Consider the following 18,620-nt stretch of genomic DNA (forward strand, 5'->3'; position numbering starts at 1 on the left):
TCAAACAATGACGGACGAGCGGCCTCTTACCGAGACGGGGGCGCCAGGGGTTTCTATGAGCGTAACCTCAATCCGGCTCGGCTGCCCCATATCCTCGCCTTGATGAATGACAAAGGTGCCATCGCTGAGTATTTGCAGGTCACGCAGCATTCCTGCAAAAGCGGCCGCTGCTGCACCTGTTGCAGGGTCTTCCAGCACCCCGCCAATTGCAAAGGCGTTTCGCGCCTGGAAACGTCTTTCTTCTTCACGGAAGATAAAGGCGACTGTTCCGATCCCATGCTTTTCCATAAAACGACGACCTTCGTCGAGGTCGTAGTCCATACGCTTCAATGCGTCGCGAGTGTTGAGAGGCAGGACAAGGTGTTCGGTGCCCGCATTGGCGCGACGCGGCGGCAAAAGAGGATCAAGCTCATCTACTGTATAGCCAAACAACGACAAAGCCTCATCAACCAGTTCAGGATCGGCCGGGCTGCTGCGGGTTGGCGGCGATAGAAGAGTGCTTACCCACGTCCCGCCGATCTCTTCGGCAGACACTTCGATCTCTGCCTTTGAGAGACTGAGGGCGTAGCGGCCCGGTCCTTGTGTATCACCGAGAACCGCTCCCAGCGCGATTGTTGCGTGACCACAAAAAGGCACTTCTGTTTCAGGCGCGAAATAACGAACCCGCCAGGACCCGTCCGGGTTTGGACTTGCAAATACCGTCTCGGAATAACCGACCTCAGCGGCGATGGCCTGCATCTGCTCGGCTGAAATGGGCTTTTGCGTCAACAGAACACCGGCTGGATTTCCTCCCAAACCGTTATTGGTGAACGCCGAAATTCGTTTAACTTGCACAGCACTACTCCTCATATTTTGCGCCAACAAATTAGCAGCAGCTTCGTCTCAAGTACTTTGTTTTTCAAAAACGAAGGAGAAGATCGCTTTCTATTTGATAAAGAAATCAGCTAATGTACCAAGATGAAGAAAATCAGCCTCGACTCGAAAGATCGCCGTATCATTGACGAACTTCTGGCGGATAGCCGCAAGAGTTCACAGACGATCGGCTCAACTGTCGGCCTGTCATCGCCGACCGTGCGGGAGCGCGTCAGACGTCTTGAAGATGAAGGGGTAATCGAGTGCTTCACGATCGAGGTCCCCTCGAAAATGCTGGGATACAGCCTTGAAGCCATCGTGCGCGTCGAGCCGCTTCCGGGGAAACTGCACATCGTCGAGAAAATTCTTCAAGACACCCCTGAAATCACCCAATGTGACACAGTCACAGGCGACGATTGCTTCATCGCACGTATGGTATTGAGAGATATTCAGGACCTCAATCGGCTACTCGACCCGCTTCATGACAAGGCGCGCACCAATACCAGCATCATCAAAGGCACGCCGGTACAAAGACGACGCGCGCCTTTTGCGGACAATGAATAGTCTGTTGCCATCAGGTTTCTGCGGATCGCAGGAAAACCGACTAGGCTTCCAATCTAGCCAATCCTCGCTTTTACTGCAGTTCAATTATGCTTTAAAATCAACTTCGTCCGAGGCGAGATTCCCATCCTGCACGCGACTGAAACACAAACCGGAAGTAGCTCGCGATGCAGGTTCCTATACGCGCCATTACCGTGTTTCACGCCGTCGCAAGAGCGGGCAGTATTTCGCGCGCCGCCGACGAACTGGGTGTGACACCCTCTGCCGTGACACAGCAGATACAGGTACTGGAGGTTCAGCTTGGCATATCGCTGCTGAGCAAGGTCGGCCGTCGCATTACGCTGACAGAGGCAGGCGAACGTTACTTTGCCAGTGTAACGGATGAAATTGACCGTATTGTCGAGGCGACCAACACCATACGTGGCTATCGTTCGGTCACCACACTGACGATCCGTGCCACGCCGACCGTTTCCAACAAATGGCTATTGCCGCGCCTTGGCGCATTTCTCGACAATCACCCCGAACTGGAGGTGCGGCTGGACGGCACCAATGAGCCGACCGATTTCAACCGCGAAATGGTCGACGTGGAAATTCGCCACGGCGATGGTCGCTGGCCGGGCCTTTTCGTGGAAGGGTTGACGGAAGAATACTTTTTTCCTGTTTGCGCACCCGGCTACGCCCCTCAAGACGGATTGCACCCGTCGGAAGTTCTCAATTACCGTCTCATCCATTCGGTAAAATCGCAGGCGCAATGGCCGCGCTGGTTCACTCTTGCCAACATCGAAGCGCCGGACCGCTGGAAACGCGTGTTCTTTGACCGGAGCCACATGGCAATCGATGCTGCCTGCGACGGTTTCGGCATTGCACTTGAAAGCAATCTGATGATGTGGCGCGAATTGCGTGATGGACGCCTGATCTGCCCCATAAAAGCACCGCCACAGATCAGGCTAACCACCCAGTGGATCGTTTGCCCGAGAGATCATCTTAGGCAAAAGAAAGTACGTGTGTTCCTTGAATGGTTGCGCACGGAAAGCGCTCTATGGCGGGAGAAAGAGGCGATCTCCGTCTGGCCGGCCGACATCTGACTATGTTTTTATTGCCCGCAACTGCGTCAGGCTTTTAACCGCGGCGCGGATGATATCCGCAGGCATCAACCCTATCGATAAATGAAGTGCCTGCTCGTCCGGTTCAGGTGGTTCCAGCGCCTCAAGTTGGCTGTCCAGCAAAGATACACCAGCGTAGTGCCCCTTGCGGTTAGCAAGCCGTGCCGCGATGATTTCAGCGGCTCCATCGAGAAAGATGAAGTGCACCTGCCCCAGTCTTTCTCTAATAAAATCGCGGTAACGCCGTTTCAGCGCCGAACAGGCAATGACCGCTGGACGCTGCGACAGGGCAACTGCCTCATCGCAAACGCTGGCAAGCCATGGCCAGCGTGCTTCGTCGGAGAGCCCGTGCCCGGATCGCATCCGGGCAATATTTTCAGGGCTGTGCAGTTCATCTGCTTCCAGCCAAGGACAATCCAGTTCCCGGGCAAGGCCGCTGGCAATTTCTGTCTTGCCAGCGCCCGAGACGCCCATCACCACAATGAACGTATCGCCTGCCATCAATACAATCCAAGCAGCCGGATCGGGCCAAGCGTCAGGACCGGAAACAGCACCAGCGCCAGAATTGCCGCCATCATGATGCTGATCGGCAGGATCGATCCCTTTATGACATCCTCGATCGACATTTTGGCCACCTGCGCCACCGCGAACAGGCACACACCGACAGGCGGCGTAATCAGGCCAAGCGTCAAGGTAATGACCGTCACGATCAGGAAGTGCATGGGATCGATACCAAGCTGGATGGCTGGTGGCATCAGAACCGGGATCAGAATGAACATGGCAGCGATCGCGTCCATGAACATGCCGATGAGGACGAGGAACAGGAAGATCAGGAACAGTGCCATGGTCGGGCCGGTGCTGATGCTGCCGAGGAATTCGGCAACCTGCTGTGGCAGGCCATCATAGGTAAAGACCCATGCCGCCAGTTTGGCTGTCGCGGCAATAAAAAGAATGGTGCCTGTTGTGCGTGCCGTTTCAATAAAGATCGATGGCAATTCCCTCAGACGGATGGTGCGATAAAGAACAATCGACAGGAACATGGTGTAGAGCACGGCAATGGCGGCAGCTTCCGTTGGTGTAAAATAACCATCAACGATACCAACAAGCAGAATAACCGGCGTCAGCATCGGCAGTATCGCGGCAATGCCTGTTGTGACCACAAGCCGGACATTAAAAGGCTTGGGCGGGTTATAGCCGTGATAAACCGAATAGAAGTGGTTGAAAACCATGAACATGAAGGCCAGGAACAGGCCGGGTACCAGACCCGCAACCAGCAACGTGCCGATGGACACATTGGCGATGGAACCGGCGATCACGATGAGGATCGACGGTGGAATGATCGATGACAAGGTCGATGTCACCAGTGTCATGCCGACAGCATAGCCCTTGGGGAAACCGTGGCGCTGCATGGCGTTGATCTCGATTGCGCCGATCGAGGCGATATCGGCAACGGACGAGCCCGAAACACCACCGAAGATCACCGACGATGCCACGTTGACGTGTCCCAACCCACCGGGAAGCCAGCCGACCAATGCCTCGGCAAAGTCAAACAGCCTTTCAGCAACGCGGCCACGCTCCATGAGCACACCGACGAGAATGAACAGCGGCACAGCCACCAGTAGGAAGGAATTCATGGCCGAGAACATGCTCTGTGACAGCAAATCAAGCGGCGTCGATGTATAGATGAGGATTGCAGCGATGCTGGAAAGGCCAAGCGAGACCGCGAGCGGTACGCCAAGTGCGCTGAGCACCAGAAACAGAACCAGAAGAAAAATGCTCATAGCGCCTTCTCCGTATTGGATGCGGATATGTCGGTTTCGGTTTGGGCAATGCCGATCTCCGGCAGCGCAATCTGGTTGCGGCGGTTGCGCAGGGAATCGACGATGCCAAGAATGGCAAGAAGAGCCGAAAGCGGCATGATGATGCCAATTGCCCACATGGGAACGGCAAGGGTTGCGGCGGTTTCATTCATCATGAACTGCTGGCGCACCAGACTTGCGCCCGTCCAGAACATCAGTCCAAAAAACAGCACGGAAAAACCGACATAGATTGGCACGGCCAGATATTTGAAAACGGACCGCAGCGAGGCGATAAACACCACAACACGGGCTGCCTCCACGGTGCGAAAGCCTGCGGCAACTCCCAAGAACACCATCCAGACGAACAGAAACCGTGTGGCTTCCTCGGTCCAGGAAACCGGTATATTTGAAAGGCGGCTGCCCACCTGAAGAAGCACGACAAGAAAGATTCCCATAGCAGCGAGGCCTGCCGAAACATCGGCGAAGATCCTGATCATGCGGCTGGGAAGAGAGGTATTGCTAGACATTAAAGCGATCCTTCAGAACGGGTCGGGACAGGCCAGGCTGTCAGTCATTCATGCGGATGAAGGCGTGACGGGACAGGCCTGATGCGCTGTACCCAGAGGGTCATGCGCCCGAAACAAAGTCCGGGCGACAGTGACACAGGGCGTCAGTTTTTGCCGACGGAAGCCACGCTGCGATCGAAGAACGACTGGTCCTTCACGAGACCGGCAAAGACCGGAAACAGGCTTTTCGACACTTCCACGAAGGCCTGTTTCTGGTCAGGCGTCAAAGTGTTGACTTCCATGCCGCTTTTTTTGAGCTCGGCCAGCGCCTTGTCAGCTTCTGCCGCGTCGTTTTCAGCCTTCCAGTTCTCGGTTTCTGCCGAGGCCTCGGTGATGATCTTCTTTTCCTCATCGGTGAGAGCGGCGAACTTGGCAGGATTGATGGCCATGACCCAGCCGTCGCCCATGTGGTCGGTCATGGAAATGTATTTCTGGACTTCATAGAGCTTGGCGCTGAGCGGTACGTTGATCGGGTTTTCCTGCCCGTCAACCACCTTCAGCTGCAGCGCATTATAAACCTCTGCAAAGGCCATGGGGGTCGGAACAGCGCCGAGTTTCTTAAAGAACTCGACGTAAAGCGGGTTGTTCGGTACGCGAAGCTTCAGGCCGGCAAGATCGGCCGGAGAAGTGATCGGCAAACGCGAATTGGTGATCTGGCGGAACGGACGTGTCCACATGCCCAGTCCCTTGATGCCGATCTTGTCGAGATCAACAATCAGTTCCTGGCCAAGCTCACCACTCAGATAACTGCGAAGCTGCGCCATGTCGTTGTAAAGGTAAGGAATGGAAATCGCCGTGAACTTAGGATTGAAGTTCGAATAAAGCGATGTGGACAGCAACAGCATGTCCAGCGAACCACCAGCCAGCTGCTTGACGGCCGCCGATGGATCAGCGCCATAAAGCGTACCGTTCGGAAACACTTTGACAATCATGTCACCGTTGCTTTTCGCAGTGACAATTTCAGCGAATTTCTTGGCGGCGATGGTGATTTCCGACGTGTCTGTATCGGGTGTCGACAGCGTTAGCGTCGTTGCAGCTTGCGCTGCAGTTGTCGCCAGCATGGACGCGGCAACCAGAAGTCCGCGCATAAAAGTCATGTTCATGTGTTCTCCTCCACACAATGTTTTTAATCACGATACTTCCCTCCCTGGAAGCATCAGGCATTCATGCGCCGCAACTCTTCTATGACGGCGCTATGATCAAGATCGCCATCGCCATTTTCGACCATGGCGGCAAAAAGCCGGTCGGCCCCGGTGGCGACGGGAAGGTGCAGTCCAAGCCCTGCCGCAAGTGACAGAGCGGTGTTGGTATCTTTGAGCTGGTACCGGGCTGGGCCACCGGGAACGAAATCATTCGTCACCATGCGTAAGCCGTGCTGGCGCAGGATCGTCGAGTCGGCAAAGCCGCCAAGCAGTGCTTCGCGCACGCGGGCTGGATCTGCCCCGCCACGTTCGGCCAAAAGCAATGCCTCGGCCACCGTGCAGATGGAACTGGCAACGATCATCTGGTTGGCAAGTTTGGCAAGTTGGCCACTGCCAACCGGTCCCACAGGCGTCAGTCTGCCCATGGCGGCAAAAACCCGCTGCATGGCAGCCACGTCATCGGCCTCGCCGCCAGCCATGATGGCAAGTGTGCCTTCACGGGCACCTTTTTCACCACCCGACACCGGAGCATCAATATAATATATGCCCTTCTGCCCGCAGATTTCTGCCTGCTTCCTCGCGGTTTCAACTGGGATGGAACTCATGACGATGAGCGTGGAACCGGACCGCATGGCATCGATGACGCCGGCTTCCCCAAGCAAAACCTCATCGCAAACCGGACCTGAGCTCAACATGCAGATGACGAAATCCGTGGCAGTTGCGGCGGCGACAGCGTTGCCTGCCACCTCGATACCCAGCTCCTTCAGAGGTAGAGTTTTTTCAGGCGAACGGTTCCACGCCGCCATATCAAAACCTGCCTCGGAAAGCCTGCGAACCATGTGGCCGCCCATGATGCCCGTGCCAATAAATCCACCTCTCATCGTCAGTCCCATCCCCTTCAGAAAAGCTTGCCGAAGCGCACGGGGTGCTCAGCAACGATCAGTGACGGAAAGGCTTCACGAAACCGCGCCAGATGCGGTGTTTCGAGATGCGCATCAAAGGCCGCACGACTGTCGTAAACCTCGTAGAAGACAACCGTGTCTTCCTCATCATCGATCTTGACGACATCGAACTGCCTACAGCCCGGTTCATCGGCAACGGAATGTTTGGCATCGTCATGCGCAGCGGCTAGAAAGGCTTCCATGCAGCCGGGCTTCACATGAAACCCGGCAAACACGACGAATGGCTTGTTGTTATCAGGCATGTCGCCCTCCTTACGCCTGGCTGCCCGGACGGAAACGGTTTTCCATGTCACGGCGCAGGTTGACGACATCGAGATCGTTGACCAGTTCGACGTCGTCAACGCTGACAATCGTATCCTTGGCAATCGGGCGGATGACCTTGACATTATGGGCAAGACCGATTGGCAGGGCTTTCAGTGACAGGCTGCGCTCGGCCGGAATGGCATTGGCCCAGACCGCGAAACCGCCTTCACCATCCAGCATTTCGCCAGGCTTCAGGTCTTTTTTGGCAACCGCTACGGCATCGCCGCGGAACTCCTTCGAGCAACCGGTCGCTTCGCCGCGCAACACCGCCGACAGCACGCTGATGGAGGTTTCAAGACCGATGATGTGGAACGGACGCCACATGGAGGCATACCAGCCCGACGGATCGGTCAGCAGGCCATATTGCTTGAAGCAAGCCTTGGCATATTCGTTGTGCGCCTTGAAGGTGACGAAGACGCCGTAGCGGATGTTGTTGAACACTTCACGGCCATCTGGTTCCTGGCTGGCGGCAATATCGACGAGACCCGAACGTGCCATGCGACCACCATCGGCAGCGGGACGGAAGACCCGCGCCAGATCGTGCAATCCAGCTGGCGGGAACGCAAGGCCATCATCCGGGCAATCCAGACCGGTGCCATTGGCAACCGCAGCCATTTCGATGGCCGCCTTGGTGCCATCGGTGAAGGAGTTATACATTTTTGGGTTAAAATCACCCTTGGCCACTTCCTCATCGGTCCAGCCAAAGAAGCCCCAGACGGTTTCAGGCGTCGAGTAGCGGTAGCGCGGCTCGAAATTCATGCCCTTGCCAGCAGCAGTGACTTCAAAACCGGTGGCGCGCGCCCAGTCAACCAGTTCGCAGATCAGCGCAGGTTGATCGCCGTACGCCATGGAGTAGATCACACCCTTCTGGCGGGCTTTTTCAGCCAGGATTGGTCCGACCATAACGTCGGCCTCAACATTGACCATCACCACATGTTTGCCGGCTTCAATGGCCTTGAGTGCATGGCGTGTGCCGAAAATCGGATGCCCGGTCGCTTCGATGATGCAATCGATCTCTTCGCATGCCAGCATAGCGTCGACATCATCAAGCACGCAGGTCGTGCCTGAAAGCATGGCTTCGCCCACTGTTTTGGCGCCGTAGCGGTTGTCGGACCAACCAACGCGATTGAGCGATACCCGTGCCTTGGAAACATTGAGGTCAACAACCGCGACCATGTGTAAGCCGTCAATTCGTTGCGCCTGGGCGAGAACCATGGAGCCGAATTTTCCCGCACCAATCAGGCCGACACGAACGGGGCGACCCTTGGCGGCACTGGCGGACAGAAGACTGTAGAGATTCATGAAATGATCCTTGGATGATGTTGAGCATCATCGATGGGCGTGTTGCAGCGTTTTTGCCTTCCGGGAAGAGGGCAAATACCGGAAACCGTTCCAACGATGAGATTGCAGGTAGTGCGACAGACAATGCGAACGGTTGCGCCGCTGCATCACCTTGGTGTCAAATAGTGCGCATCAGGCGAACGGTAACGCCCACCGCTTTCGGGTGCTGAATGACATGTATTGATCTCCTCCCTCGGCTCGCAGAACTCCTCCCCGCGAGCAATGCAGCCATTTCCCTTGGCTGTTAATGGGAGATTAAACGCGCAGCGACGTTAGCTCAATTTAGAACAAAAGAAATTTTGTTTAGTTTTTCTAACAGATTGAAACACCGAGATTAGGGAGAAGTTTGCATCTTCCCGCCACAGCCGCACCGCAATTTTCCGCTCAACTACTGCGCCTTATAGACTTGGGAATTATGATTGTTTCGAAAGGGAAACCCTGGGCATCGGAAAACAACAGAAGAATAAAGCTCAAGAAACCTGCAGTTAGTGGAACCATACAGAAGCAATAACAATTGGTTGTATGATATTTTGGAAGGAGACAGAAATATGAAAATTCTTGCTTTAACGGCTATATTGACTGGCGCCACGATCACGGCTGCTTTTGCACAGCAACCGACGCCTGAACAGGTGGAAATGGCATATACTGCTGCGAGAAACCAGCTCGGCGTACTGACCTATTGCCAGGGAAAAGGTCATATTGACGGTACCGCAGCCGAAGTTCAGACCAAGCTTCTTGCCCTAGTGCCCGCCCCTGCCGATGTTTCCAAGGGCGATGCTGCCGAAGACGTTGGCAAGCAAGGAAAGGTCTCCGTCATGGGTATGGAACAAGACTTGGCAACCGCCGCAAAAGCGCAGGGCGTTGATGAAGCCAAGCTTTGCGAGACCATGTCAAATGCCTTGAAACAGGCTGCCGCAAACCTGCCCCAGTAACCATTCTGGCCGAATGGCCTTATCGGCAATAAAATGCCGCTTCAAACACCTTGCCTGTTCAGTCCACCAACTGGACGGGCAATTATTGAGCGGGATGCCCGCCTCGCCTTTTTCAAAACAGCCACTCACCGAATACCGGGATGCCGACCCTAAGATCGACGCGCGATGTCACATCGAGTTTTTGATAAGTTGGTGGTCTGGAACTGACAGGCAAAAACGGACCGTGCAAGGCTTATCCTAAGCTTTATCATGCATGGAGCAGGTTGATACTCCCAAATATATGTGAAATTCAGGAACGATGATTGATACTGTTGTCGAAGCGCGGCCCGCTGTCCGGGCATTGTCCAATTCGCTTATCCGTGAGGTCGCAAATGCGGCGATGGGCAAGTCGAATGTTCTTCCCTTCTGGTTCGGTGAGGCCGATACGGCCACTCCCGATTTCGTTCGGAAAGCGGCGGCAGAATCCCTTCTTTCGGGTGAAACATTTTATTCCCAGAATCTCGGGCGTCCCTATCTGAGAGAAACCATCGCGGCCTATCAGAGCGAACTGCTCGGCCGCGCCATTCCGGCCGAACAAGTACTGGCTGTCGGCTCCGGCATGAGTGGTTTGCAGATAACAATGCAGCTCGTACTATCGCCCGGTGATCGGGTTGTGGCGGTAACCCCGCTGTGGCCAAATATCAGCGAAGCACCACTTATTCTCGGCGCGAATGTTGAGCGTGTTCCTTTGTCCATCAATGATGGTCGCTGGTCCCTTGATCTCGACAATCTTATTGATGCGCTGACGCCCGACGTTCGCATGGTTATCATCAATTCGCCAAACAATCCGACTGGCTGGACAATCGATGACGAAAGCGTTCAGGCCATTCTGAAGCATTGCCGAAAGCACGGTATCTGGATTCTGGCCGACGAGGTTTATCAGCGGTTGGTATATGACCCTGCCGTCCGTTACGCCCCTTCCTTCCTGCGCCACTATCAAACCGGCGATCGCGTCATTTCAGTCAACAGCTTCTCCAAGGCCTGGTCGATGACCGGCTGGCGTATTGGCTGGATGGTCATTCCGGAAACGCTGTCACAGGATGCCACCAAGCTAGTGGAGTATAATTTCTCCTGTGTCTTTGAACCGACCCAACGCGCCGCGGCTGTGGCGATCAAGGAAGGGGAAAGTGAAGTGCAGCGTCTGCGCGCCAATCTCACCAAGACCCGTGCATTGCTGGTTGACGGCCTGCGCGGCATGGGCGGCGTCAGTGTGCCGGAGGCTGGCGGAGCCATGTATGCGTTTCTACGCATTGACGGCTACGGCAAATCTCTCGAGTTGGCGCAGCGTCTCGTCCGCGAAGTCGGTCTTGGTCTCGCGCCGGGAGCCGCTTTCGGTCCCGAGGGTGAAGGTTGGCTGCGATGGTGCCACGCCGTTTCCGAAGACAAGATTTCCGAAGGCCTGAACAGGCTGTCAGATTTCCTTCGCCGATGAGGTCTGCAATCGTTCTTTCGATACCGACATCCTCCCCTAAGGATGGCCCCGTCCCGACACACAACAGGATCAGCCAAATTGTTCAACCACTTTACTGCAAACAGCAACCCGCAGGTGCGCAACCGGCATCTGCGGAAATGCTGGAGCAGGCACTGCATGAACAGAAGCTCCCCCATCATTAAACGTCTGCGGGCACGCAGCCGCAAGATGGCCGCCGTCTTCTTTCCGCAAAGCAATTTTGCCTTCCGCCTGCGCAATTTCATCATGCGGAACATGCCAAAACGTCTGCTTGGATGGAATTTTAGCGGTGCAATCAAAGCGGAAATGAAGCTCCTGGAGAAATAGGCTCAAGTGTCTATGTCGATTAAGAAAATTGGCGTTGGCGTCGACACTTCCGCCTGTGCATATATGGGCTTCCAACCCACCTCATAACGTCGTTGTGATGAATTGCGGGTGGCAACTGTCTCATCGTAAATCACCCGTTAACACCTTGTTGACCATAATTGCCCGCAGTTGTTCGAGGGCATGGGTGTACTGACTGCCGCCTGCCCTTTGTGGAGTTTGTCAGCCAAGCGGGTGTTCAAGTTGTCGATTATTATGTCTCCCGACATGACGTCGGTTGGCCTTTCCGGCCTTCTCAACCGTTTCGCCAAGGCGATCCGCGTCGTGACAATCGCTGCGGTCGCGCTGCTTGGAGTGGTGTCATTCGCCCAGGCACAAGACCGCTCACTCAAGCTGTATTTTGTACATACTGGAGAAAAGGCCACCATTACCTACAAGCGGAACGGTCGTTTCGATCCGGCAGGTCTGCAGAAGGTCAATCGTTTCCTTCGTGACTGGCGACGTAATGAAAGCGGGCGTATGGACCCAAGACTGCTCGACATTGTCTGGGAAATCTACCAACGCGCCAACACTTCGAACTACATCCATGTGGTTTCCGGCTACCGGTCTCCCACCACCAACGCCATGTTGCGTGGCCGATCGAGAAACACAGGTGTTGGAGAAAAAAGCCTGCACATGCAGGGCAAGGCTATGGATTTTTATATTCCAGGTGTGAAGCTGTCGACACTGCGCGCACTCGCCATGCAGATGCAGGCAGGAGGCGTTGGCTATTACCCGACGTCTGGTTCGCCGTTCTTGCATGTTGACGTCGGTGGTGTACGTGCCTGGCCGCGTATGTCGCGGCAGGAACTGGTCAGACTTTTCCCGGATGGCAAAACATTACATCTGCCCCCAGATGGCAGACGCTTTGCCGGCTATAACATGGCGCTTGCCGACTACAGACGTCGTGTCAACGGTCAGTCAATTCAGGTTGCGTCGGTTGCCAGATCAACCAGCGCTGCTTCGCAGGCAAAAGCAGCCGCCGCCCCATCCCGTGTTGCACCGGTCGCGGATAGCCAGAGCACACTGGTGACTGCAATGCTGCCGGTGCCCACAAGCCGGCCGACCACAGCCTTCGACATCGCCGACAGAACCGATGACGGACGCGTTGATGTCGCGAAGTTCGCGATACCAATGCCCACTATGAGACCCGAGGCAGAGATTGGCGAAGTTGCTGCAGCGACCGATCCAATCGTGACCGCTTCGCTGGGGGCCATCCCCTCTGTTCGTCCCTCGCCCACGCCTGGCGACCCGACAACCGCGGCCACAGCCCTGATACCGTCGTTCACCACGGGTTTCAGTGCAGTCACACCGGATTTCGATACAGCCTTCAAGGAGCCGAAATCGTCTATCGCGTCCTTGCGTTTCGAACCCGTCGACATTGACGGTGAAGAAGAGCTTGATAGCCAGGACATCTTGATTGGCTGGGCGATCTCTCCGCGCGACAGTCAGGTCGCGATGTTCGCTCCTGAGCTGACAAGACGTGTCCTGATGGATCATACGACCGATGCCGGCACGAGCAGGGATCTGTCTGACATATAAAAGCGGGAAGCATTTAAGGTGTTCCGCTTTCGTCGCCTTGCCGACTGTTGAAACGATAAAGGCTCCGGTCTCTCGAAACCGGAGCCTTATTGTGGGCGACTGTTACATCTTGAAAAGCGACTTCAATGTGGAGGGTTGGCTGCGATGATATTGCGGTGCAGCCGACACCTCTCCACCAAGTGCGGCAGCCGCGTGCCAGGGCCAACGCGGATCGTAGAGGATCGTACGGGCAAGTCCGACAAGATCGGCATCGCCAGTCGCAATAATTGCCTCGGCCTGTGCAGGCTCGGTAATCAATCCAACAGCAACAACCGGCATCTTCACCGCAGCCTTGACGGCACGAGCAAATGGCACCTGATAGCTCGGGGACAGCGGAATCGCTTGATCGACATGCAGACCGCCCGTCGATACGTTAATGGCATCGCAGCCACGAAGCTCCAGAGCCTTCGCAAACTCTATGGTCTGTTCAATGTCCCAGCCATTGTCGTGCCAGTCGGTTGCCGAAACACGAACCGTCACCACCTTGTCCGCAGGGAACGCAGCTCTGACGGCATCAAAAACCTCAAGCGGAAAACGCATCCGGTTCTCCAGATTGCCGCCATATTCATCAGTTCGCTGATTGGAAAGCGGCGACAGAAATGAATGCAGGAGATAACCGTGCGCCGCATGGATTTGCACCGCATCAATCCCGATACGGGCAGCGCGTTTGGCAGCCTCTGCAAAGGCATCGCGGATAGCATTCATGCGCTCACGGGTCAGCGCGGTCGGTACCGTATCCGTGGATTTGAACGGCACAGCAGAAGGAGCTTCGGTTTGCCAGCCATTCTTCTGGTCTGCCGCAATCTGTGCGCCACCCAGCCAAGGCAAATCCGAAGACGCCTTCCGGCCGGCATGGGCTAGCTGTATCGCGATCGGCATGTTTGACCACTTGCGGATGCCATCCAGCGTGCGTTGCATGGCCTGCTCCGTTGCGTCGTCATAGAGGCCAACATCCGCGTAGCTGATGCGTCCCTCAGGAACGACTGCGGTTGCTTCGATGGTCAACAGACCGGCGCCAGACAGCGCGAGTTGCCCGAGATGGATCAGGTGCCAGTCCGTCATACAACCATCGATGGCTGAATAGGTGCACATCGGGGCGATGGTGATACGGTTCTCTAGTTCGAGATTGCGGATCTTGAACGGCGTGAATAACTGCGGCTGAGGCATTGGGCATACTCTTAACGTGACGGGTTTGTCACCATACCGATGACCTGATGAGGTTCCGAGAATGATGCGCGATCTTGGCCAGCCAATCAATCTGACAAAGATCAATTGGTATGGACAATACCATACCTAATCCTGCCAAAGGTATACGTCAAGACGTACCTTGCGCTTGCGCATCATCGTGCGACCCGGTAAAATGTCGCCATGCCAGATTTGCTTCCCCAACCCGCACGTGACGAGATCGACCTCGGTGTCGTCCTATCCACATTGTCTGATCCGTTGCGTCGCACCACTGTTGCCATTCTCGCAACATTGCCTGAGTGCACGGAGCGCAACTGTGTGTCCTTCGGATTTCCGGTCGCAAAGGCTTCCCTCACCCATCACTTCAAGGTTCTGCGTGAGGCCGGCCTGATCAGTCAGATCGATTACGGAAATCGACGTTCGTCGTCGCTGCGGAAGCAAGACATCGAGGTCCGTTTTCCCGGTCTTCTGGCACTTTTGGTGGCCGAGTTGGAGCGGGATGGCGGTGCTGAAAAGGCGGCTGCGTTGGCAGGCCAACGCTAAGACCAACGCCCCCAAGACGATATTGATAGATTATCAGATGTCCAGGTGCAGATCGCTGCCAGTTGCCGGAACGGAGCAGCAGATTAACGCATGGCCCACACCAGGGTCATAGGCTGGCTGCGAGAAATAGCTGACCTGCCCTTTGATGACAGCGGCCTTGCAATCCCCGCAGTGCCCCGCCCGACAACCGAAGGCTGGTGACAGGCCACGCTGTTCCGCAAGTTCCAGCAGAGACCCGTCACCGAGTTTCCACCGCGCCTCCTTTGTCGACCCTGCAAAAATAACCCTGACAGGCTCGGACGCAGGCTGTGCAGAGTTGACCGTAATAGAACCGTGTTTGACATCGCGTTTCAGCCCCGACGGTCCAAAAGCCTCGGCATGTATGCGTTCATCTGCAACATTGAGCTTGAGCAAGCCATCATAAACCGACTGCATAAAGGATGGCGGCCCACAGAGATAAAAATCATAATCGTCAAAGGGCAGATGCCCCTTCAACAGATCCAAGTTGATGCGGCCTGAAGTCTCGCGACTTTCCAACCCGTCCTCCTCCGGCTGCCCAACGACTCTGATATCCCGGATGCTGCCGTTGCCGCGCGCGACCAGTTCATCAATCTCTTGGTCGAACGCCCGCTCCTGACGTGTATGGGATGATCTGAAAAACCAGACGGGGCGGCGATGTCGTGTCCTGTCGCCCTCATGAACGAGATGACGCAGCATTGACAATAAGGGTGTGACACCAATACCGGTGGCAATAAACACCGCAGGCCTGCTCCGCTCCATCGCATTGATGGTGAAGGCACCGGTTGGCGCTAGCGCTGAAATTTCGCCCCCGACCTGCATGTCATGTAGCAGGGTTGATGCCTTCCCCTCGCGTTTGACGCTTATGCGGTAATGGCCGTCCGACGGTGCGCTTGAGATCGTATAGCTGCGTCGTATGAACGCCTCACCATCGGCAATTCTGACCGGCAGATGCTGACCTGACAGATGCGGGATCAAAGCTTCACCGTCAGTCGGCTCAAGGTGGAGTGAGCGGATCGTCGTGCTTTCATCGACGATCCGTTCAATGCGAAAACTGCGCCAGGTCTTAGCTTTTGCTGCGGCCTGCAGCCGGGCCTCGGCGTCTTTCCAGCTACCGGTCATCAGACTGCTGGGCGACATTCCATCGTCGGCAAACGTCCACCGCAAGGGCAGTGCATCCCGACGCCGGACGACCTTTGTCGGCATGACCCGCCAAAGCCGCTCTGCACCTTCGAAAGCCGCAATTTCGGGTGACTCAAGAATTAGCTCAACAGTCCCTGCGATCTGTAAGACATCGCCGGTGACCTCATCAAAGAACATCAATCCTGCGAGCGGATTGAGGAGAAAATTTCCGAGTGTGTTGAAGAACAGATTGCCGTTAAAATCGGGGACAGTCAGACCGCCATCATCGTCGATGCGCACGAAACCGGCCTGGCCGCCACGGTGCGAGACATCAACCTGCCGCTGTTGACCGGGTCGATCGACGTAGGATCCGACAAAAAATGTATCTGCTGCGGATATGATCCGTCTTGCATCGTCGTCCAGTTCGTCGCTGACATCAACCGCAGAACTCGTCTGTTGCAACGGGTCCCGCACGAACGCGAAATGCCGGTTCTGGATGTAACGCGGACAGTTTCCAAAACTATCCTCCACCGAAACCGAAAAGCCTTCGTTTGACTGACGGGTGATCAAGCCGTTCATACGATTGCGCCTGCGGGTTATAAGATCAATTCCCAGCAGGCCGACAGGGTCTCCCTCCTTCATTCCGGCTTGCGCAGGATCGCTGGTATCACTCACCGCATTGATGTCCAGTGTCAGCGGATCAGGTGAATGCAGAAAGCCGGGCTGACCGCTCCGGATTGTTGCCCATGGCATACCCTCGCCATCCACCGCACCGATGATGATAAACGGCAGAAGCGGATAGAATTCGCGGTGCTGATCCAGCAGGAAATGACGCACGAATTTGCGTCCAACCGTATCCATCTGGTCGGCGACACCGGCGTGTCGTTGCAATTCCAGCTCACCTTCATGCCAGGGTGACGACAAGGCTGAAACATTTTCGAGTTGTGCATTTCGATCTGACATTTGCGCCTCCACAGGGGACGTGGGAAGGATGGATGCGGCTGGTTCGCCAAACGCATCCGCACAATCAAGCAGCAAGGCCTGCTGCTGTTTTGGGGAAAGCGACAAAGCCGGGCAGCGCTTCTATGCGGGCAAGCCAGTGGCGGACGTTTTCATGCGGTGCAAGGTTCACATTTCCTTCTGGCGCACTGACGATATAGCTGTAGAGCGCAATATCAGCGATGGTCGGTTTTTCATCGATGATGAACTGATGCTGCTCCAACTCCGCATTGATCAGCCCGAGAATACGATGGGCGCGCGCGATAACTTCATCGGCACGAAAATCCGCACCGAACACGGTAATCAGCCGGGCGGCAGCCGGCCCATAGGCTATTTCGCCAGCGGCGACAGACAACCATTTCTGGACTTTTGCTGTCGACTGCAGGTCGTCAGGCAGCCAGTCCTTCCGGCCCAGTTTAGTGGCGAGATAAACGAGGATTGCGTTGGAATCATTGACGATGATGTCTCCGTCCTCAAGCACGGGCACCTGACCGAACGGATTGAGTTTGAGGAAGGGCGCCGATTTGTGCTCGCCGTTTGCCAGATCTACGTCGATGACTTCGGCTTTCACACCGAGCAGCGAAAGACCGAGCAGGGCACGATGCGCATGGCCAGAAAGTGGAAAATGGTACAGTTTCATGAGAGGCTCCCGTTGAGATATGGAGCAAAAGCTCCGATGGCACCAACGAGGCTATCGGCATCCACAATTCTGCAGTAGACAGAGATTTATAGAGCTACCCTCTCACTTTTTGGAAGGCGAATATGGATAGGCTGGATGCCATGGCTGTTTTATTGTCTGTCGTGGAAAACGGCAGCCTGTCGGCAGCGTCCCGGGCACTTCATTCGCCGCTACCGACGGTCAGCCGCAAGATATCTGAGCTTGAGGCCCAGCTTGGGGTTCAGCTGTTGGTGCGCACCAGCCGCAAGGCCCTGTTGACCGAAGCCGGAGAAAATTATGTCATTGCCGCGCGCGAGATCCTTGGCCGCGTTGAGGAAGCGGAACGCCGCGCATCCGGTGAATATGTTTCGCCACGCGGCGACCTGACAATTACAGCGCCGATCGTGTTCGGCCGCCTGCATGTGTTGCCGATCATTACCGAATTTCTGAAAGTGTTTCCCGACATCAATATTCGGCTTGCGATGAGTGACCGGTCCGTCAGCCTCGCAGACGAACATATCGATGTCGCTCTGCGCATCTCAGCGCTGTCTGAAAACAATCTGATTGCAACACGTCTCGGCGCGATCCGCACATGTGTTTACGCCAATCCTGATTATCTGCGCCGACACGGTCAGCCACTCCATCCGCGCGATCTTGAAAACCACAGCTGTATCGCGTTTGAAGGCGTGCTCTCAAACCGGTTCTGGACATTCAAAGACACCAACTCGGAGATTACAGTCCCGGTGCGGCCCCGTTTATCGGTCAATACGGCAGAAGCTGCGGTGGATGCCGCCGCCGATGGTTTGGGAGTGACAAGGGTGATGTCTTACCAGGCAAAACGCGCTGTGGAGGCCGATGTTCTGATACCGGTTCTAGAGGAATTCGAACAGGAACCCTCGCCCGTACATCTTGTTTATCTTTCCCAAGGGATAATGCCGCTGAAGCTCAGAACGTTTCTGGATTTTGCAGCTCCCAGACTTCGAGCCGCCTTGCAGCATATTTAGGAATAGCTGCGGCGACGCCCTCGACACCAAAGGCACTAGTGCCCGTACAAAATATTCCGACGAGTGTCAGCATGACATTCTAAGTTGCCAGCGCGCT

Annotated in this window: 19 protein-coding genes; 7 read left to right on the top strand and 12 right to left on the bottom strand. The window is 55.6% G+C overall.

Annotation, left to right across the window (positions count from 1 at the left end; genetic code table 11):
- Nucleotides 1-834 carry a PhzF family phenazine biosynthesis protein gene (locus IB237_RS22075; protein ID WP_371815380.1) on the bottom strand — a complete coding sequence of 278 codons (834 nt, stop codon included), beginning with the start codon at nt 832-834 and terminating at the stop codon, nt 1-3.
- A 123-nt stretch (nt 835-957) separates the two neighbouring features.
- On the opposite strand from IB237_RS22075, the gene IB237_RS22080 reads away from it, so the two are divergent.
- Together IB237_RS22080 and IB237_RS22085 are read left to right on the top strand one after the other, a co-directional pair.
- A complete protein-coding gene (locus IB237_RS22080; RefSeq protein WP_192490878.1) occupies nt 958-1,416 on the top strand; it encodes an Lrp/AsnC family transcriptional regulator in 459 nt (152 codons plus the stop codon).
- 164 nt (nt 1,417-1,580) lie between these two features.
- Nucleotides 1,581-2,498 (top strand): LysR substrate-binding domain-containing protein, encoded by a 918-nt coding sequence (locus IB237_RS22085; protein WP_192490879.1) that lies wholly within the window; start codon nt 1,581-1,583, stop codon nt 2,496-2,498.
- Here IB237_RS22085 and IB237_RS22090 read toward each other — a convergent pair whose 3' ends face one another.
- The 7 genes from IB237_RS22090 to IB237_RS22120 form a co-directional block, all read right to left on the bottom strand.
- On the bottom strand, nt 2,499-3,017 hold the full coding sequence (locus tag IB237_RS22090) for a gluconokinase (protein WP_192490880.1): 519 nt from the start codon (nt 3,015-3,017) through the stop codon (nt 2,499-2,501).
- The gene (locus IB237_RS22095; RefSeq protein WP_192490881.1) at nt 3,017-4,297 is read right to left on the bottom strand and encodes a TRAP transporter large permease; all 1,281 of its coding nucleotides are present in this window, start codon (nt 4,295-4,297) and stop codon (nt 3,017-3,019) included. Before IB237_RS22095 ends, IB237_RS22090 begins: the two co-directional genes overlap by 1 nt.
- On the bottom strand, nt 4,294-4,842 hold the full coding sequence (locus IB237_RS22100; RefSeq protein WP_192490882.1) for a TRAP transporter small permease: 549 nt from the start codon (nt 4,840-4,842) through the stop codon (nt 4,294-4,296). The genes IB237_RS22095 and IB237_RS22100 overlap by 4 nt, the downstream gene beginning before the upstream one ends.
- 143 nt (nt 4,843-4,985) lie before the next feature.
- Nucleotides 4,986-5,984 carry a DctP family TRAP transporter solute-binding subunit gene (locus tag IB237_RS22105; protein WP_192490883.1) on the bottom strand — a complete coding sequence of 333 codons (999 nt, stop codon included), beginning with the start codon at nt 5,982-5,984 and terminating at the stop codon, nt 4,986-4,988.
- A gap of 53 nt (nt 5,985-6,037) precedes the next feature.
- Nucleotides 6,038-6,904 carry an NAD(P)-dependent oxidoreductase gene (locus IB237_RS22110; protein WP_246788185.1) on the bottom strand — a complete coding sequence of 289 codons (867 nt, stop codon included), beginning with the start codon at nt 6,902-6,904 and terminating at the stop codon, nt 6,038-6,040.
- Nucleotides 6,905-6,921: 17 nt separating this feature from the next.
- Nucleotides 6,922-7,227, bottom strand: a complete 306-nt coding sequence (locus IB237_RS22115) for a putative quinol monooxygenase (RefSeq protein ID WP_192490885.1) — start codon at nt 7,225-7,227, stop codon at nt 6,922-6,924.
- Between the two features lie 10 nt (nt 7,228-7,237).
- Nucleotides 7,238-8,590: an NAD(P)H-dependent oxidoreductase gene (locus tag IB237_RS22120; protein WP_192490886.1), complete on the bottom strand. Its 1,353-nt coding sequence runs from the start codon at nt 8,588-8,590 to the stop codon at nt 7,238-7,240.
- Nucleotides 8,591-9,177: 587 nt separating this feature from the next.
- Between IB237_RS22120 and IB237_RS22125 the strand changes: the two genes are divergently transcribed.
- Together IB237_RS22125 and IB237_RS22130 are read left to right on the top strand one after the other, a co-directional pair.
- A complete protein-coding gene (locus IB237_RS22125; RefSeq protein ID WP_192490887.1) occupies nt 9,178-9,561 on the top strand; it encodes a pore-forming ESAT-6 family protein in 384 nt (127 codons plus the stop codon).
- Between the two features lie 298 nt (nt 9,562-9,859).
- A complete protein-coding gene (locus IB237_RS22130) occupies nt 9,860-11,032 on the top strand; it encodes a pyridoxal phosphate-dependent aminotransferase (protein ID WP_192490888.1) in 1,173 nt (390 codons plus the stop codon).
- Between the two features lie 69 nt (nt 11,033-11,101).
- Here IB237_RS22130 and IB237_RS22135 read toward each other — a convergent pair whose 3' ends face one another.
- On the bottom strand, nt 11,102-11,383 hold the full coding sequence (locus tag IB237_RS22135) for a hypothetical protein (protein ID WP_192490889.1): 282 nt from the start codon (nt 11,381-11,383) through the stop codon (nt 11,102-11,104).
- Nucleotides 11,384-11,617: 234 nt separating this feature from the next.
- Between IB237_RS22135 and IB237_RS22140 the strand changes: the two genes are divergently transcribed.
- Nucleotides 11,618-12,955, top strand: a complete 1,338-nt coding sequence (locus IB237_RS22140; RefSeq protein ID WP_246788186.1) for a DUF882 domain-containing protein — start codon at nt 11,618-11,620, stop codon at nt 12,953-12,955.
- A 102-nt stretch (nt 12,956-13,057) separates the two neighbouring features.
- Here the strand turns inward: IB237_RS22140 and IB237_RS22145 are convergent, their stop codons facing one another.
- Nucleotides 13,058-14,161, bottom strand: a complete 1,104-nt coding sequence (locus IB237_RS22145) for an NADH:flavin oxidoreductase/NADH oxidase (protein WP_192490890.1) — start codon at nt 14,159-14,161, stop codon at nt 13,058-13,060.
- Between the two features lie 201 nt (nt 14,162-14,362).
- Between IB237_RS22145 and IB237_RS22150 the strand changes: the two genes are divergently transcribed.
- Nucleotides 14,363-14,722, top strand: coding sequence for a helix-turn-helix transcriptional regulator (locus IB237_RS22150; RefSeq protein ID WP_192490891.1), 360 nt, complete (start codon nt 14,363-14,365; stop codon nt 14,720-14,722).
- Between the two features lie 33 nt (nt 14,723-14,755).
- Here IB237_RS22150 and IB237_RS22155 read toward each other — a convergent pair whose 3' ends face one another.
- Together IB237_RS22155 and IB237_RS22160 are read right to left on the bottom strand one after the other, a co-directional pair.
- Nucleotides 14,756-16,825, bottom strand: a complete 2,070-nt coding sequence (locus IB237_RS22155; RefSeq protein ID WP_192490892.1) for a pyridoxamine 5'-phosphate oxidase family protein — start codon at nt 16,823-16,825, stop codon at nt 14,756-14,758.
- Nucleotides 16,826-16,889: 64 nt separating this feature from the next.
- Entirely contained in the window at nt 16,890-17,501 is a 612-nt protein-coding gene (locus IB237_RS22160; protein WP_192490893.1) for a glutathione S-transferase family protein, read from the bottom strand.
- A gap of 122 nt (nt 17,502-17,623) precedes the next feature.
- Here IB237_RS22160 and IB237_RS22165 point away from each other — a divergent pair, with 122 nt between their 5' ends.
- Nucleotides 17,624-18,523, top strand: a complete 900-nt coding sequence (locus tag IB237_RS22165; RefSeq protein ID WP_192490894.1) for a LysR family transcriptional regulator — start codon at nt 17,624-17,626, stop codon at nt 18,521-18,523.
- Nucleotides 18,524-18,620 lie beyond the last annotated feature (97 nt).

Source organism: Agrobacterium sp. AGB01, from assembly GCF_014851585.1.
Taxonomy (GTDB): Bacteria; Pseudomonadota; Alphaproteobacteria; order Rhizobiales; family Rhizobiaceae; genus Agrobacterium.

Bases quoted from the DNA above. Each gene is read 5' to 3' on its own strand.
- IB237_RS22105 (WP_192490883.1), bottom strand. From the start codon at position 5,984: ATGAACATGACTTTTATGCGCGGACTTCTGGTTGCCGCGTCCATGCTG.
- IB237_RS22155 (WP_192490892.1), bottom strand. From the start codon at position 16,825: ATGTCAGATCGAAATGCACAACTCGAAAATGTTTCAGCCTTGTCGTCA.
- IB237_RS22110 (WP_246788185.1), bottom strand. From the start codon at position 6,904: ATGAGAGGTGGATTTATTGGCACGGGCATCATGGGCGGCCACATGGTT.
- IB237_RS22085 (WP_192490879.1), top strand. From the start codon at position 1,581: ATGCAGGTTCCTATACGCGCCATTACCGTGTTTCACGCCGTCGCAAGA.
- IB237_RS22090 (WP_192490880.1), bottom strand. From the start codon at position 3,017: ATGGCAGGCGATACGTTCATTGTGGTGATGGGCGTCTCGGGCGCTGGC.
- IB237_RS22165 (WP_192490894.1), top strand. From the start codon at position 17,624: ATGGATAGGCTGGATGCCATGGCTGTTTTATTGTCTGTCGTGGAAAAC.
- IB237_RS22160 (WP_192490893.1), bottom strand. From the start codon at position 17,501: ATGAAACTGTACCATTTTCCACTTTCTGGCCATGCGCATCGTGCCCTG.
- IB237_RS22080 (WP_192490878.1), top strand. From the start codon at position 958: ATGAAGAAAATCAGCCTCGACTCGAAAGATCGCCGTATCATTGACGAA.
- IB237_RS22115 (WP_192490885.1), bottom strand. From the start codon at position 7,227: ATGCCTGATAACAACAAGCCATTCGTCGTGTTTGCCGGGTTTCATGTG.
- IB237_RS22130 (WP_192490888.1), top strand. From the start codon at position 9,860: ATGATTGATACTGTTGTCGAAGCGCGGCCCGCTGTCCGGGCATTGTCC.
- IB237_RS22125 (WP_192490887.1), top strand. From the start codon at position 9,178: ATGAAAATTCTTGCTTTAACGGCTATATTGACTGGCGCCACGATCACG.
- IB237_RS22100 (WP_192490882.1), bottom strand. From the start codon at position 4,842: ATGTCTAGCAATACCTCTCTTCCCAGCCGCATGATCAGGATCTTCGCC.
- IB237_RS22095 (WP_192490881.1), bottom strand. From the start codon at position 4,297: ATGAGCATTTTTCTTCTGGTTCTGTTTCTGGTGCTCAGCGCACTTGGC.
- IB237_RS22145 (WP_192490890.1), bottom strand. From the start codon at position 14,161: ATGCCTCAGCCGCAGTTATTCACGCCGTTCAAGATCCGCAATCTCGAA.
- IB237_RS22120 (WP_192490886.1), bottom strand. From the start codon at position 8,590: ATGAATCTCTACAGTCTTCTGTCCGCCAGTGCCGCCAAGGGTCGCCCC.
- IB237_RS22150 (WP_192490891.1), top strand. From the start codon at position 14,363: ATGCCAGATTTGCTTCCCCAACCCGCACGTGACGAGATCGACCTCGGT.